Raw genomic sequence first — 16,701 nt, forward strand, 5'->3', positions numbered from 1 at the left:
AGGCTGCAAGCGTATGAAATTGGCTGCTTCCGTCTCCCTCGTTGCACTCGCTCTCGGGGGATGCATGACGGCACCTTCCGGTGCGTCGCGCTTGTCGCAGGCTGAGCTGAAAGAAGCCATGTCCGTTGACGATGGGACTGCCGGAGGCTCGACCTCGGCTGCGGTTCCGATGGGGTCGGCGGAAGCCCGCACCCCTGAAGCCGCGCGGGCCTTTATCGCTCGCGTCGAGAAGGACCTGTTCGACCTGTCGACCATCTCGTCGCGGGCACAGTGGGTGAACGCCACCTACATCACCGACGACACCGACGCGCTGGCCGCTTATTTCGGCACCATCGGTACCGAAAAGGGCGTCGCCTACGCCAAGGAAGCGGCCGAATTTTCCAAGGTACAGGGCCTCGATCCCGAGACCGCCCGCAAGCTCAACATTCTGCGCGGCGCGCTGGTGCTGGCCGCGCCCTCGACGCCCGGCGCGGCGGCCGAGCTCAACACCATTTCAACCCGCCTGTCGTCGACCTACGGCAAGGGCCGCGCGACGCTGGACGGCAAGACCATCACCGGCGACGTCGCCGAGGAAGCGATGGGCGAGCTGCGCAATCCGGCCAAGACCGCCGAGGTGTGGACCAGCTGGCACACCAATGTCGGCCGCCCGATGCGCGCCGACTATTCCCGCATGGTCGAGATCGCGAATCAGGGCGCCAAGGAACTCGGCTATGCCGACAGCGGCGCGATGTGGCGGTCGGGCTACGACATGAGCCCCGAGGAATTTTCGGCCATGTACGACCGTTTGTGGGGCGAGCTGACCCCGCTCTACAACCAGCTCCACTGCTACACCCGCGACCGGCTGAACGCGAAATATGGCAACAGCGTCCAGCCCAAGAACGGCCCGATCCGCGCCGACCTCCTCGGCAACATGTGGGCGCAGGAATGGGGCAACATCTACGACGTGGTCGCGCCCAAGGGTGCGGGCGACGTTGGCTATGACATCACCGACCTGCTCAAGGCCAAGAAGAAGACCCCGACCGACATGGTCAGGATCGGTGAGGGCTTCTACACCTCGCTCGGCCTCGCCCCGCTGCCCGAGAGCTTCTGGCAGCGCAGCCAGATCGTCCGTCCGGAAGGCCGGGAAGTGATCTGCCACGCGTCGGCCTGGGATCTCGACAATAAGGACGACCTGCGCATCAAGATGTGCACCAAGGTCAATGGCGACGACTTCGTCACCATCCACCACGAGCTTGGTCATAACTACTACCAGCGCGCCTACAACAAGCAGCCGTATCTCTATTTGAATGGCGCCAATGACGGCTTCCACGAGGCGATCGGCGACTTCATCGCGCTGTCGGTGACGCCGGAATATCTGGTCCAGATAGGCTTGCTCGACCGCAACAAGGTGCCCGACGCGAGCAAGGACACAGGCCTGCTGCTGCGCCAGGCGATGGACAAGGTCGCCTTCCTGCCGTTCGGCCTGATGGTCGACAAGTGGCGCTGGGGCGTGTTCGACGGCTCGATCGGCCCGCAGCAATATGAAGCCGGCTGGAACCAGCTGCGGCTGCAATATCAGGGCATCACCCCGCCGACCCAGCGCAGCGAGGCCGACTTCGACCCGGGCGCGAAGTACCACATCCCGGCGAGCACGCCTTACGCGCGCTACTTCCTCGCCCGCATCCTCCAGTTCCAGTTCTACAAGGCGGCCTGCGACATGGCCGGCTGGAAGGGACCGCTCCACCGCTGCTCCTTCTACGGCAACAAGCAGGTCGGCCAGCGGCTGAACGCGATGCTGGAGATGGGCGCGAGCAAGCCGTGGCCCGACGCCCTCGAAGCCTTCACCGGCAGCCGCGAGATGAGCGGCAAGCCGATGCTGGAATATTTCGCCCCGCTGCAGCGCTGGCTGGAAGAGCAGAACAAGGGCAAGACGTGCGGCTGGCAGCAATCCTGATTGCTGCAGCGTGGGGCGGGGTGGCTTCGGCCGCGCCGCCTCCACCGCCCGTCCACCCGCCGGGGTTGGCGACTTCGCTCGAGGGCTACGACCTGCGCGGACTGTACGCGAGTTACTTCCTGTGGCTGAACCGAAGCCGCGAAGGCGCCATTCGCGCGGCGATCCCGTTCCAGTTGACGTGGAACGAGCGAACCTACTGGAGCACGGTGGCGCGCAGCCACATCGACGATTACGACTTCGGCACCGTCCGCGCCGACGTCCTCGACCGTTATTGCAAGGGGAAGCGCTTTCGGGGGGAGCAGGCCACCGACTGCCTTTACCGTTATCGCTTCGCCTTTGTCCCTTTGTTTCCCCTCAGCGAAGAGCGGGCTGCGAAGATTGCAGGAAGCTTCAGGCCGGCCAAGATCGTCGCCGCGCTCAAGCGTTCCGGCATCGCTGCCAAGTCACTCTATCCGTGGGACCCGAAGGTCGTCGCGGTCTTCGGCGAAGTGACGGAGCCGGACGATTTCTACCGGGGCGAGATGGAAGTGCATGACGTGTCATCCGCTCGATGCGAGGGCCTGGAAAAGGCAGTCGCCTTGCTCGACACCGTTCCGGTCAACCTCAACGCCTCGGCGAGGCGGAACGGGCCGGGTGACATCATGCCGCCACACGGGGCCATGACGCGGATCGAGGTGAATGGCGCCGACCCGTCGGGCGGCGAGGTGTGGCTCAAGGGAGCGACCGCGCTCCAGCCGCTGATGAAGCCGATCTGGGAAGCAGTGGAGGCCTGCTCCCCGTCCAGCTTCCTGAAGGCGAGTTCGGCTGGCTGAGCCTCAGCTCATGCCCGCGGCCCTGATCCGCCGCTGCGCTTCGGCAGTGCCGATGTCGCGGTTTTCTTCCTTGGCCCACAGGAACAGCGCACCCGCCGCGACCGAGCCCAGGACCGCAGCGGTGGCGAGCGGATGCATCTGCGCTTCGAGGAACAGCGAAGTCTTGCGCTTGAACGGCTCCTGATTGCCCTCGACCCGGCCGTCGCGACGCGGTTCGAACAGATTGTCGGCGGTACCCGGCGCGGGAGGGACGTCGGTGGTCTGCATCGCCTCGCCGCCGACCAGTTCCATGCCCTTGTCGGCGAGGCGCGGAAGGGCTGGGGCAAGGGTCGTGAGGGCAAGCCCACCGCCGCCGACGATCAGGCTTCGCCGCTGCTTCTGCGCGGCGAAGCAGATCGCCTTGGCAACCAGTTCGGCATCGTACAGCGGCTGGGGCAGGCGGGCGGGCTTGTCGAGCTTGTTGCGGGCATGTTCGGGATACATGGTGTCGATCGCCGCCGGCTTGATCAGCGTGACGCTGACCGGGGCGCCGTCACGCTCCAGCTCCATGCGCAGCGTGTCGGTGAATTGCATCACCGCCGCCTTCATCGCGCAATAGGGCCCCTGCAAGGGGATGGCGCGGTTGGACAGCACCGAGCCGATGTTGATGATCGCGCCGCCATTCGCTCGCAGATATTTGGCGGCGACCAGGCTCGCTTCGACCAGCCCGAAATAGCCGACGTCGAAGACCCGGCGATGCTCTTCGAGGGTGACGTCCTCGACCCGGGCGTAGAGGGCGGCGGCGGCATCGTTGACCCAGGTGTCGACCCGTCCGAACGTCTCGATCGCGTGGACCAGCAGGCGCTCGGCCGCGCCTTCGTCGGCGATGTCGAGATCGAGCGAGCTTGCCTCTCCGCCCTTGTTGCGGATTGCGACCACCGCCTCGTCAAGCGCTTCGCCGTTGCGGGCGGCGAGCACGACCTTGGCCCCGGCGGCGGCGGCCCGGCGAGCCGCGGCGAGACCGATCCCGCTCGATCCCCCGACGATCACCATCACCTGGTCGGAGAGAGGTTTGAGGGAAACGGCCATGGAAGCATTCTCCAATACGAAAAAGGGGCGCCGGACGTTCTGTCCCGCGCCCCTCATCAATCCTTCAGTGCCGCTTAGGCTCCGTAGGCGATCGCCCCGACCTTGGTCTCGGTCTTGGCGGCCTGGTTGAGCCCGGCGTCAGCGGACTTATTGTTGGTGCCAGCGTCCGCAGCGCTGCTCTTGGCGCCGGTGCCCGGGGTCGTTCCGGCGTTGGTACCGTTGGGGGTGGCCGACAAGCTTGCCGCGCGCACCGCCGACGGGCTCGTGCTGCCGGTGCCTGCGCCAGTGCCGGCACTGCTGCTCGGGCTGGTCGAGGCCGTTTCGAGACTGCGGTCGCTGGTGGTCGAGCCCTGCTGCTTACGAGCGCTGCTGTCCATCACCGTGTCGCCAGTGGTGTCCTGGCCCCAGTTCATCAGCGGCTTGTCGCTCTTGCTGCGGGTGAGGAAAAAGGCTGCTGCGCCGGCGGCCACGGTGGCAAGGGCCGCAGCGGCGTAGGGCCGCTCCTTGACCGTGTTCACTACCGCGTCACGGCGACGATCGCGATCGGCGCCTGTCGCGCGATTGCTGTGGGTGTTGCTGCCCTGGTGGCTGCGGGTGTTGTCGTTCTTGGCCATGCCCTGTCCTTCTCGTTACGCAAAGGGATTAGGCGCTCAACGAGTGGGGAAGGGGGTTGTTTCGGCCAATCAGGCAGGCTGCGCCGCGACGTGCCGCGGAAAAGCCGGGGCGCCGGCGATGCCGGGCCCGGCCTTCCTGACGTCAGACGGGATTAAAGCTGCTCGAGCAGGGTCTCTGCGCTCGATGCGCGATATTCGCCTGGCGCCTCGACGTTCAACTGCTCGACCACGCCGTCATTGACGATCATCGAGTAACGCTGCGACCGGACATTACCCATGCCGAACTTCGACCCGTCCATGGTCAGGCCGAGCGCGTCGGCGAGCTGGCCGTTACCGTCGGCGATCATGGTGATGTCCTCGCTGCCCTGGTCCTTGTTCCACGCGGCCATGACGAAGGCGTCGTTGACGCTGGTGCAGGCGATCTCGTCGACGCCCTTGGAGCGCAGATCGCCGGCCTTCTCGACATAGGAGGGAAGGTGCTTGGCCGAACAGGTCGGGGTGTAGGCGCCGGGCACCGCGAACAGCGCGACGCGGCGGCCGCCGAAATAGTCGCCGGTGGTGGTCGGCTTGGGGCCTTCGCCGGTGGCGATGGTCAGCGGTACGTCGGGAATGCGGTCGCCGATCTGGATAGTCATGGGCGGGCTCCTTGGTTGGGCGTGGCTGATGGTCTGTGAAGGCGCTCTATCCGTCGAGCGGAGCGTCAACAAGGCTTGTGCGGCGGCCAGCACATGGCATGGTGAGGCCATGGGGGACGCGCCGTTTCTTTCCGGAAAACTGTTGCTCGCCATGCCGGGCATGTCCGATCCCCGTTTCGAGCGAAGCGTCACCGCGCTGTGCGTCCATGACGAAAATGGCGCGGTGGGCATCGGAATCAGCCACAAGCGCGCCGGGGTGAGGCTTCGCAGCCTGCTCAAGCAGCTCGAACTCGATCCGGGCGAGGCGCCCGACGCGCCGATCCACCATGGCGGCCCGGTCGAGCCGGGGCGCGGCTTCGTGCTCCATTCGGACGATTGGGGCGGCGAGGATACGCTGCAGGTCACCGGCGAGGGTGGCAAGCTGTGGGCGATGACCGGCACGATCGACGTGCTTCGCGCCATTGCCGAGGGGCGCGGGCCGGCACGCTGGCTGGTCGCGCTGGGCTATGCCGGCTGGGGACCCGGGCAGCTCGATGACGAGATGACCCGCCACGGCTGGTTTGCGAGCGAGGGGACCGCGGCGATCCTGTTCGATACCCCGACCGACGAGCGCTGGGCCGCGGCCTTCAAGCTCGAGGGGATCGACCCGCGCCTGCTCGCCAGCGAGACCGGCGCGGCCTGAGCCCTGTCTGCCGCAGGCAGCGGCGTTTAACTCACCATTTCAGCCACACACGGAAAAAGGGCCCCGGTTTCCCGAGGCCCTTTTCCGTTACCGCTTCAAGTCGATCAGAGCTTGAAGTTGACGTTCGCGAAGAACGAACGACCGACCAGGTCATAACCACTGTAGATCGGCGAGTTGCCAACCGTCGTGAGACCGAAGTTGGTGATCCGCGGCGGCGCCTTGTTGAACAGGTTACGGACACCGACCGTGAATTCGTAACGGTCGGCGACGTTGAACTGAACCGACGCATTGTGGAGGAAGTAATCCTTCACTTCCAGGAACGCGAAGTCACGATACTCCTGGACCAGAGCCGGATCAGTCTCGCCCGTCAGGTTGTCGAAGGCAAAGAAGTTGTAGGTCCGGCTCTTGTCACCGCCGACCCAATCCAGGCCGTAGCGGAAAGTCACCCGCGGCGTGGCGTAGATCGCGTCGAAGTTGCCGACCCAGTCCGGCTGGGTGATGATGCCGTTGGCATCAGCCAGGAACTCCTCCGGGAACAGGCGGCTCGACTGCTCGGTGTACTTGGTGACATTGGCATTGAGCGTCAGCGTGCCCGGCCCGACAATCTTGGTCGAGAAGCGCCCGTTGAATTCAAAGCCCTTAACGATGCTTTCCGAGAGGTTCACGAAGCTGCTGGTGACCTGCAGGATGTTGTTCGTATCGCGGGTCACGAAGCGGCAGAAGCCCGCGCTCGGATCGAAGTTCTCAGCTGCATAGCAGCGGTTGAGAATGGTTCCGCCAGCAAGATCCGAGACGCCGTTCTCGACCTTGATATCGAAATAATCGAGCGCCAACGAAAGCGAGCCGATCGAAGCAGGGATGGGAGGCCGGGCAACAACGCCGACCGACCAGTTCTTGGAGGTTTCCGCTTCAAGGCCAGCTTCGGCGCCACCGACCCGGAAGACGGTGATTCCGCTGCGCTGTTCGAAGTCGGCCGGGAGGCCGATCGAGGCGCAGTTACGGGCGACGATCTGCTCCGTCGGCGACTGGTCGCCAGCAGCAGGAAGGGCGCTGCACGGATCGCTGTCGCTGCCCAGGAAGCCGCTGGTGGCTCCCAGGAACTGCTCGGCCAGGGCCGGAGCGCGATAGGAAGTGCCGTAGCTGCCGCGGAAGCCGAGGCCGCGGAACGGCTCCCACTCACCCGCGATCTTGTAGGTCGTGTCGCCGCCGTAGGACTTGTAGTCCGTGTAGCGCACCGAACCGTTGACGTTCAGGCGATACAGGAACGGCAGGTCGCGGACGATCGGGACGAACACTTCGCCGAATACTTCGCGGACGCTGTCCGAACCGACCGTCGGGGTGCCGGCGGTCAGGCCAAACAGATTGCCGCGGACCGAATTCGCGTCGGGCTGGTCGTTGATCTTCTGCTTGCGATACTCGGCACCAAGCGCGAGCTGAACGGCACCGCCGGGCATCTGGAACAGCGGACCATCGACGCCGAACGCCAGCGTGGTTTCACGAAACTTCGTGTTCCCGATGGTATTGTCGACGATGTAGTCGCGGAAGGCAGCCGGCAGGTTGCCACCGATCACCGCGGCGGTGAGAGCCGGAGCAGCAACGCAGTCGCGGTTGGAAGCCTGAGAAACGCAGCTGAAGCTGCCGTTCGCGTTCTGGACGACGTTGAGCGAGTTGGCGAGGCGATCCGTCAGGAACGACTCGATGTCGTAGGTCGCGTCATTCCACGACTTGCCGGCGTACAGATCGTAGCGCCAGCCGCTGAGGAAGAAGTCGCCACGAAGGCCGCCGGAGGCACGAACATAGTCAACCTGCTGGCTGGAATCGGTCAGGCCGTAGCCGATGAAGGCACGCGCGGCGATCTGCTGCCCGCTCGACGTCTCGGTCGGGTTGGCAAACAGGCCGTTGCGGATGTTCTCGGGAAGCAGCGGGCTGCCACGCAGGTAATCGAGCGAAAGCTGACGATAGAGCGGCGACGACGACTTGCGGCGGGTCGCGAGGACTTCGCCGTAGATCTCCGAGTTGCCGAGATAACCGAAGTCATAGGTGCCCGAGAGATAACCGGTCAGGATTTCGGTGCCGGTGATGAGCGGCTCTTGCTCCTGCAGCGGATCGAAGGAGTCGCGATCGTAAGTACCGACGCCCAGGTAGCCCGGGAACGGGCCGGTCGTCTGGCCGGGGGCAGGGACGAAGCGGTTGAAGTTGCCAGGAAGGCCGCTGGTGCGACCGATGCCCTGGCGGGTCGGCAGACCCAGGGTGTTGATGGTCACGCCGCCATTGTCGAGCGTGAAGCACTTGGGCTGGCCGGTCGCCGGATCGATGAAGTCGTCCGAACCAAGGGCGGTGCCTTCACCAGCGAGGAAGCCGCCGATCGGGCAGCGGAAGAACTCGCTCTGGTTACGCGCCAGCGCATCGCGCTTGCGATACTCCACCGAGCCAACGAGGCTGAGGCGAGGGATCTGGATGCCGAAGCTCGCGGCAACGCGGCGATCGACGCCCGCGCCGATCTCCGGCACGTTGACCTGCGCGTCGATGTTGAGACCGGTAAGCTTGCGGTCGGTGATGATGTTGACGACGCCGGCGATCGCGTCCGACCCGTAGATCGACGAGGCACCCGCCTTGAGCACTTCGATCCGCTCGACGATTGCGGTGGGAAGTACGTTGAGATCGGCCGCGAGAACCGAACCGCGGCTTCCGCCGGGCGCCAGTCGGCGACCGTTGAGGAGGATCAGGGTACGCGCCGGCCCGAGGCCGCGGAGGCCGAGGGTGTTGGCGCCGGTGCCGCCGTCGGTGACGAAGCCGCCGTAGGCATTGGTGATCTGGCTGGCGCCCTGCGTCACCGCGCCGCTCTGAAGGGCATCGGTCGCACTGTTGAAGCCCGACTGGGTGATTTCCTGCGCGGTGATGACCGTGATCGGCTCAACCGTGCTGTACTCGTCGCGGCGGATGCGCGAGCCGGTGACCACGATCTCGCCATCGGTCTGGGCGCTGGTGTCGGCGTTGTTGAGCGTCGCCGCGGGATCGCAGGTTCCATCCTGGTTCTCATCCGGGCAATCCGGGGTCTGCACGGTCGTCGGAGCATCCGTGACCGGCGTGGTCGCCTGGGCTGCGGCATCCTGTGCGTGCGCCGGAACGGCAAGCAGCGCGCCGAGCGCAAGTGCCAATGAGGATGTGGTGATGGTCAAGCGAGCGTTCCGCATTCGTAACTATCCTAATCGCCTTAAAGGGATGCGTCCCCCTACCGGCTGACCTCTGTCGGGCAAGGAACTTTGTTAACCTTTGGGACAGGTTGCCAAGCGGCTGTCACAACTTTGCAACAGCAAGCCGTTGCACCGCATAGAGAAAAGGCCCCGTCCTTGCGGACGAGGCCTTTTATTTGTTTTGGTCGGAACCTTTATCAGTACCGATAGTGTTCCGGCTTGAACGGACCCTGCTGCTTGACCCCGATATAGCTTGCCTGCTTGTCGGAAAGTGTCGTCAGCTTCACGCCCAGCTTGTCGAGATGCAGCGCGGCGACCTTCTCGTCGAGGTGCTTGGGAAGGACATAGACGTCCTTTCCATATTGCTCGGCCTTGGTCCAAAGCTCGATCTGCGCCAGCGTCTGGTTGGTGAAGCTCGCGCTCATTACGAAGCTCGGGTGGCCAGTGGCGTTGCCGAGGTTCACCAAGCGGCCCTTGGACAGGATGATCAGCTTCTTGCCGTCGGGGAACTTGACCTCGTCGACCTGCGGCTTGATCTCGGTCCACTGCATATTGTTGAGGGCAGCGATCTGGATCTCGCTGTCGAAGTGGCCGATGTTGCAGACGATCGCCATGTTCTTCATCGCCCGCATGTGGTCGAGTGTGATGACGTCCATGTTGCCGGTGGCGGTGACGAAGATGTCGGCGCGCGGAGCGGCTTCTTCCATCGTCACGACCTCATAGCCTTCCATCGCGGCCTGCAGCGCGCAGATCGGATCGACCTCGGTCACCAGCACGCGCGCGCCGCCGTTGCGGAGCGAGGCGGCCGAACCCTTGCCGACATCACCGAAGCCAGCGACCACGGCGACCTTGCCGGCGAGCATGACGTCGGTCCCGCGACGGATCGCGTCGACCAGGCTTTCCTTGCAGCCATAGAGATTGTCGAACTTCGACTTGGTGACGCTGTCGTTGACGTTGATAGCGGGGAAGGGGAGCTTGCCCTGCTTGGAGAGCTCGTACAGCCGGTGCACGCCGGTGGTGGTCTCCTCCGACACGCCCTTGATCGTCTCAACGGTCTTGGTGAGGTAGCCCGGACGCTCCTTGAGGAAGCGGTTCAGCGTTGCGACGAAGACTTCTTCTTCCTCGTTGGTCGGGTCGAACAGGGTCTCGCCGGCCTCGACGCGGGCGCCCCACAGCGCGAACATGGTGGCATCGCCGCCATCATCGAGGATCAGGTTGCAGGTCTCGTCCTGGCCCCAGTCGAAGATGCGGACGACATAGTCCCAATATTCCTCGAGCGTCTCGCCCTTCACGGCGAACACCGGAACGCCGGTCGCGGCGATCGCGGCGGCGGCATGGTCCTGGGTCGAATAGATGTTGCAGCTCGCCCAGCGGACAGTGGCGCCGAGCGCGGTCAGGGTCTCGATCAGCACGGCGGTCTGAATGGTCATGTGGAGCGACCCGGTGATCCGCGCGCCGGCCAGCGGCTTCGACGCACCGAATTCGGAGCGGAGCGCCATCAGGCCCGGCATTTCGGTCTCGGCGATCTCGATCTCCTTGCGGCCGAAATCGGCGAGGGAGATGTCCTTGACGAGGAAGTCGCGGGAAAGGGTGTCGGTCGGCACGTTGGGATTCTCCGGAGACATTGGAAGGCCGTCATGACGGACGGACGCGGGCGCTCCCTAGCGGAGGTCGCCGCTCAAGGGAAGCAGTGGGAGATTGGCGGCAGGCCTGCCGCCGGCCCGTCATAACGAAAAGGGGAGGCGCCTTGCGACGCCTCCCCCATTTCCTGTGCAGGACGATCGCTTAGAAGCGAACGCGTGCACCGGCGTAGAAGCTACGGCCGCGGAACGAGTAGATGGCGCTGCCTGCGCCGGTCGCCGTTGCAGCGCCCTTCGGAACACCCTTGTCGAGGACATTGTCGACGCCAATGGTGAAGTTCAGGTTCTTCGGACCCTGACCGACGTCAAAGTCGGCGCGAAGATCGTGATAGACGACCGGGTCGAACTGGATGTCCGGGAACGCGTCGACATTCGCGCGCGGCTGACCATTGAGCTCGAAGAACGAGTTGTAACCGGCGAAATACTGCTTGCCGATGTACCGCATGCGATAGCCGAGCGTCAGCGGCTTGAACCCGAGGTTCACGTCCCAGCGGAATTCCGTTTCCGGATCGCCAAGCTGTCCGAGAACCCGGGTTTCGAAGTTCGGGTTGGTCGGATCCTGGTAATTGCTGTTCTCGAAATTCTGAGTGAGCACCAGGCTGGTGTCCAGGCCCATCCTACCGATCTGACGCCGCAGCGACACGTTCACGTCGATACCGCGCCGGATACGATTGGCGAAGTTGAGCGGCGCGCTGATCAGTGAGTTGGCGAGAACGACACCCGGACGCTCGCCGGCTGGACCGTTGGCGTCGGTCAGGTTGCGCTGGAACTGGCCGCAGAAGATGTTGTTCAGCGTCGGCGAGTCATAGCACTGGTTGACCACGGTCTGCGGAGCAACGCTGGCGATGACGCCATCGACCTGGATGTCATAGTAATCGAGCGACAGGCTCAGGCCCGGAAGCGAGGCCGGCTGAACGACGACGCCGACGGTGTACGAGTCGGACGTCTCCACATCCAGGTTGGGGTTCGAACCGCTGACAATCGCAAGCGACTGGGCCGCGGTGCTGATGTTCGGCAAGCGCGAGGCACCGATTTGCGCGGTGCAGTTCGCGGCGCGCGTGCTCGACCCGTTATTGATGGCTACCGCACCGCACGGATCGACAAATCCGTTGGAGAAGTTCGGAACCAGCGGGAAGCCGGTTTCGGACACGTTCGGCGCACGAACCGCGCGGCTGTAGTTGGCGCGGAAGCGGATGTCGCGAACCGGCGCCCAATCGACACCGGCGTTGTACGAATAGACCGTACCCGCCGAGCCCTGGTAGTCGGCTACGCGTCCCGCCCCGCTCAGGGTCAGTTCGTACGACAGCGGCGATTCACGCAGGATCGGGATACGGACTTCACCAAAGGCTTCCTTCACCTTGAAGGCGTCCGGCTTGAAGGTCGGGATCGACACCGCGTTGGTGAAGCCGTCGGCGACGAACTGGTCCTGGTTGAAGTAGGCTTCCTCGCGCCGGTATTCGGCGCCCACCGCGATGCTGATCGGACCGCCGGGCAGTTCGAACAGCTGGCTCGTGTCACCCGAAACGAAGCCCGAGAGGATGAACTGGCTGAGCGACGCCTTGTTGACGTAGTCGCGGCTGAAATAGGCGATGGCCGCAGAATTGTCCTGTCCGCCGAACGGATTGTAGGGGACGCACGCAGCGATGTCCGCCGCGAGCCGGGCCGAATTGGCTGCCTGCACTTTCGCCAGGGCGTCGCCCGACAGGCCGTTGGTGCTCTGGAGGCGGACCGCAGAGGCCGGATCGAACTGCGACCGGCACTGTATCTGACCGGTTACCGGATTGCGGCCGGCATCGATCGACAGTCCGAAGCGCTGACGGTCGAGGAAACCGTAATTCTGCGTAGTTTCCTTGAACTTGCCGTAGTTGGCCGAGAGTTCGTAGGTCCAGTCTTCGTTGAAGGTTCCCCGCAGGCCGCCGACCACGCGATAGGTGTCGCGTTCGAAGCGGGCGTCGCGCAGACCGGCGTCGAGCAGGTTACGCGCAACAACGAATCGGTAGCTGCCGTCGGCGATCTGTGCGCGCTGCGCGTCTGTCAGGTTTCCAGGAATGAAGATGGGAGCGGCGGTCGTGCCGATATTGGTTCGTTCGGGGCAGGTAACCAACAGATCGGTGTTGCAGTTCGAAGCCAGGATCAGATTGGCAAGCGTGGTCCGATCCGCAGGATTGAGGAACGGGTTGTCGATCCGCGTACGCTCACGAAAGTCGGTGACGTTGCCGGTTTGGATGAACGACGGTCCGGCATTGTTGCCCTGGGCAATGACCCGGTTCCACTTGCCTTCGACGAACACTTCGGCGGCCGGCGTGATCTCGAACCGCGACAGCAGGTTGAAGTTGTAGCGTTCGTTGGACGGCAGGACGGAAACCGTCCGCCCCTCGCGGCCAGTCTGGCCGTTGCCGCCGATGATGGCCGGGTTGATGCCGGTGCCGAAGCGGCCGAGCGCGGTCTGCTGGACCAGCCGCCCTTCCGGCGTGAAGAGGTAGGTGCAGTTGAAGGCCGGACCCGTGGTCGTCGGTCCGCCGTTGTTGGAAATAGTGGCGTTGCCGCAGATGCCGGTATTCGGAATGTTGCGCTGATTGATCGGAACCAGGCCGTTGAAGTAGATGGTCGAGCTGCGGATGTCGTTGACGAAGGCGGCATCGAAGACCCCGTCACCACCGTTGAACACGCCGGTGTTCACACCGCTGTCCGCGTCGACGGTGATGAAGTTGTCGTTGCGGCGGAAGGCCGGGACGTTGGAGGCGAACACCCGGTCGGAACGCGAATATTCACCATGGACGGTGATGTTCGCGCGGCCATCCAGGAAATTCCTGCCGGCAAGAGCCGAGACATATTGCGAGGCACCGAAGCCCTCTTCGGTCACTGCCGCCTGGCCACGGATCTGGAACCCGTTGTAGCTGCGACGAAGCACGAAGTTGACCACGCCCGCGATGGCGTCCGACCCGTAGATGGCCGAATTGCCGCCGGTGACGATGTCGATCCGCTCAATAAGATCGCTCGGGATCGTGTTGACGTCGACCGACACGGCATTGTTGAGGATGTCGGACGACACGTGGCGGCGACCGTTGACCAGCACCAGGGTGCGCTGCGTGCCGAGGCCGCGAAGATCGAGCAGGTTGAGGCCGGCGATGCCGATACCCAGGCCCGGGTTCTGCTGCGCGAAGGTGCTGCGAAGCTGGGGAAGATCGTTGAGCGTGTCGCCGACGCTGTTCTGCGCCTGCTGGAAGATCTGTTCGCCGGCGATCGACGTGATCGGAACCGTCGATTCGAGGTTCGGGCGGCGAATGCGCGACCCGGTCACCGTGATCGACTGGCTGCTATCGTTCGAGGCGGCTTCGGGGGCCGGGTTGCTGTCGGGCAGCGGGCACTGCGCGTCGGCTGCGATCACGCTCCCGTCCGAGCATTCCTGGGTGGGAGGAGTCGCGGGAACCGCCGTTTGCGCCGACGCCGTGCTGGCGAAGGCAAAGGCTGCGCCAAACAGCGCGGTGTGGAGCGCAGTCGCGCCCAACAAGGTCTTCCTGTTCATTACGACACTTTCCTCTGGAGGGGAGAATCCAGCCTTGTCATGCCGCCTTGGTCGGGGAAGGCAATCGTCCGTTCACCTGCCATTAAAATTCAGCTGACGATGTCGCAACTTTGTCACAGATGCGGAATGGCCGCTTTCGAGTGTCACTAAACTGCGAAGCGGCTGGCCCCCTTTGCTCCCAGGATGCCTGAACCGCTGGCGCACGGTCGCCATTGGCTCTACCTGTTGGGTCGATGGGGGCAGACAGCGTGATCTTCGGCCAAAGCAGCGCAATCCTGGCGCTGCTTGCACTTGCCGCCCTGTGGTTCGCGGTCGGCGCCTTCCTCGCGGTCCGGGGTATCGGCGAACGGCGCCGGGCGACCCGGCTCGGCAGTCATGCGAAGGCGATCGGCGCGCTTCTGGCGGCCGCTCCGGTCAGGCCGCTGCTGGTCCATCGCGATGGCCGGCTGGAGGCCGATCCGGCGCTGCTGGGCGAACTGTCCGCCGAAGGAGCGGAGACCTTCGCCGACCTCGCCAATGGAAGTGGTTTGTCGCCTGACGATTACCAGGCGCTTTCCGCCAGCCTTGGCGAAGCCGCGCTTGGCGTAGCGACGATCGAGCGGGCAGTGACCATCCAGTCGTCCGGCCGTCGCCTCGACGTGCGCGGCGGGCCGGCTCCATCGCCCTCGCCGCCGGGATCGGTCCTGCTGTGGATCGGTGAAAGCAGCAGCGCAGAGCGGGACCGCGCCGCCATGGCCGAGCAACTCGGCGCAACGCAGCGGGCGATGGGTGCGCTGACCCAACTGATCGAGGCGGCACCGTTCCCGATGTGGGTGCGGGAGACCGATTACGGCCTGGCACTCGTCAACCGCGCGTTCGTCGCCGCGGTCGAGGCGCCGGATGCTGCAACGGTGGTCGAGCGCGGGATCGAGCTGGTCGAAGGCGGTGGCGAGGCCGGGGCCAGGGCCGGCGCCGAACAGGCGCTGAAGGAGGGGCGGGCGATCGAGCGGATCCGTCCGGCTACCATCGGCGGCGAACGGCGCACGCTGCGCCTGGTCGACGTGCCGCTGCCCGGCGGGACCGTCGCCGGCTATGCCTTCGACATCCAGGAGCTGGAGGATGCCCGTTCCGAGCTGGAACGCCACGCGCTCAGCCAGCGCGAGCTGTCCGACCGGATGACCGCCGGCGCGATCCAGTTCGATCCCGACCGCACCTTGTCCTTCTACAACCGCCCATTCGCGATCCTGTCCGACATTGAGCATGAATGGCTCGACGATGGGCCGGAATTCGACCGGCTGCTCGAACGGATGCGTGAAAACCACCGCTTGCCCGAAGTGCGCGACTTTCCCGAATGGAAGGCCGAGCGGCGGGCATGGTTCACCTCGGCCGAGGAAGTGCATGAGGAGGAGTGGATCCTCGCCAACGGGGATCATCTGCGGGTGGTCGGCCAGCCGCTGCCCGACGGCGGCCTCCGCATCATCTTCGAGGATCGCACCGAGCAGGTCCGCCTGTCGAGCGCGCGCGACACCCTGTTGCGCGTCCGCACCGCCACCTTCGACAATCTGTTCGAAGGGGTGGCGGTGTTCGCTTCCGATGGTCGGCTGACGCTGTGGAACCGCCGCTTCGGCGATTTCTGGAGCCTCGACGAAAGCTGGCTTGCCCAGCACCCACGGGTCGACGAACTGGTGCCGGCCTTTGCCGGGCGGCTGGTCAATCCGACCGCCGCGGCCCGGCTGCGCGAACTGGTCCGCGGCGCGACCGGCGAGCGGCGGGCCGAGCAGGGCCGTCTCAGCCTCGCCGACGGCCGCCACTTCGCGTTCGCCGCGGTTCCGCTGCCCGACGGCAACGCGCTCTTCACGATGATCGACGTCACCGATTCGAGCCGGATCGAAGCCGCCCTGCGCGAACGCGCCGAGGCGCTGGAGCAGGCCGACCGGGTGCGGACCGACTTCGTCGCTAACATGAGCTACGAACTGCGCACTCCGCTGACCTCGATCGGCGGCTTCGCGGAGATGCTTCGCGAGGGCTATGCCGGGGCTTTGTCGGGACCGGCCAAGGATTATGTCGCTGCGATCCTCGAAAGCGTGTCGCGTCTGTCGCGGCTGATCGACGACGTCCTCGACCTGACCCAGGGCGCCAAGGGCGACGTCGTGCTGGAGCGCGAGCGGGTCGACCTGGCCGGCTTGATCCGTACCGTCACCGTGCAGATGGAGCCCGCCGCCAAGGCCAAGGGGCTACGCTTCAAGGTGGTGATCGGGGAGGGGACGGGGAGCATGTCGGGCGACCATCGCCGGCTGCGCGAAAGCCTTGAGCATGTGCTGCGTAACGCGGTCGCTTATACCGACAAGGGCGAGGTACGGCTGATCACCCAGGGCGGTACCGAGAATGTCGAAATCCTGATCGCCGACACCGGGCGCGGGCTGGCCGAGGAGCATCAGGCCCGGGTGTTCGAGCGCTTCACCCGGTTCAGCGAACGCCGCGGCGAGGCCGCGCTGGGGCTCGGCCTGCCGCTCACCCGCCAGTTCGTCGAAGCGCATGGCGGGACGGTCCAGCTGAGCAGCATCGAGGGCAAGGGCACCAGCGTGCTGATCACCCTGCCGCGATCGGGCGGCCGCTAG

10 protein-coding genes are annotated in these 16,701 nt (G+C 65.0%); 4 read left to right on the top strand and 6 right to left on the bottom strand.

All coding sequences use genetic code 11. The features are described 5' to 3' along the window. Positions 1–118: 118 nt before the first annotated feature. Entirely contained in the window at positions 119–1,933 is a 1,815-nt protein-coding gene (locus M1K48_RS02300; RefSeq protein ID WP_406697015.1) for a M2 family metallopeptidase, read from the top strand. Further along, a complete protein-coding gene (locus M1K48_RS02305) occupies positions 1,912–2,745 on the top strand; it encodes a hypothetical protein (RefSeq protein ID WP_249504275.1) in 834 nt (277 codons plus the stop codon). Before M1K48_RS02300 ends, M1K48_RS02305 begins: the two co-directional genes overlap by 22 nt. A gap of 3 nt (positions 2,746–2,748) precedes the next feature. On the opposite strand, the gene M1K48_RS02310 is transcribed toward M1K48_RS02305, so the two are convergent. From M1K48_RS02310 to M1K48_RS02320, 3 genes are all read right to left on the bottom strand, one after another. Continuing rightward, positions 2,749–3,813 (bottom strand): SDR family oxidoreductase, encoded by a 1,065-nt coding sequence (locus M1K48_RS02310; RefSeq protein ID WP_249504276.1) that lies wholly within the window; start codon positions 3,811–3,813, stop codon positions 2,749–2,751. A gap of 74 nt (positions 3,814–3,887) precedes the next feature. Next, on the bottom strand, positions 3,888–4,427 hold the full coding sequence (locus M1K48_RS02315) for a hypothetical protein (protein ID WP_249504277.1): 540 nt from the start codon (positions 4,425–4,427) through the stop codon (positions 3,888–3,890). Positions 4,428–4,579: 152 nt separating this feature from the next. Beyond that, entirely contained in the window at positions 4,580–5,062 is a 483-nt protein-coding gene (locus M1K48_RS02320) for a peroxiredoxin (protein ID WP_249504278.1), read from the bottom strand. Between the two features lie 109 nt (positions 5,063–5,171). Between M1K48_RS02320 and M1K48_RS02325 the strand changes: the two genes are divergently transcribed. After that, positions 5,172–5,744 carry a YqgE/AlgH family protein gene (locus M1K48_RS02325; protein WP_249504279.1) on the top strand — a complete coding sequence of 191 codons (573 nt, stop codon included), beginning with the start codon at positions 5,172–5,174 and terminating at the stop codon, positions 5,742–5,744. 104 nt (positions 5,745–5,848) lie between these two features. On the opposite strand, the gene M1K48_RS02330 is transcribed toward M1K48_RS02325, so the two are convergent. The 3 genes from M1K48_RS02330 to M1K48_RS02340 form a co-directional block, all read right to left on the bottom strand. Then, positions 5,849–8,923: a TonB-dependent receptor domain-containing protein gene (locus tag M1K48_RS02330; RefSeq protein ID WP_249504280.1), complete on the bottom strand. Its 3,075-nt coding sequence runs from the start codon at positions 8,921–8,923 to the stop codon at positions 5,849–5,851. A gap of 212 nt (positions 8,924–9,135) precedes the next feature. Continuing rightward, a complete protein-coding gene (gene ahcY / locus M1K48_RS02335; RefSeq protein ID WP_406697019.1) occupies positions 9,136–10,563 on the bottom strand; it encodes an adenosylhomocysteinase in 1,428 nt (475 codons plus the stop codon). A 160-nt stretch (positions 10,564–10,723) separates the two neighbouring features. Then, positions 10,724–14,104, bottom strand: a complete 3,381-nt coding sequence (locus M1K48_RS02340; protein ID WP_249504282.1) for a TonB-dependent receptor domain-containing protein — start codon at positions 14,102–14,104, stop codon at positions 10,724–10,726. 248 nt (positions 14,105–14,352) lie between these two features. Between M1K48_RS02340 and M1K48_RS02345 the strand changes: the two genes are divergently transcribed. Continuing rightward, the gene (locus M1K48_RS02345) at positions 14,353–16,701 is read left to right on the top strand and encodes a sensor histidine kinase (protein WP_249504283.1); all 2,349 of its coding nucleotides are present in this window, start codon (positions 14,353–14,355) and stop codon (positions 16,699–16,701) included.

This window comes from Sphingomonas glaciei, from assembly GCF_023380025.1.
GTDB lineage: Bacteria > Pseudomonadota > Alphaproteobacteria > Sphingomonadales > Sphingomonadaceae > Sphingomicrobium > Sphingomicrobium glaciei.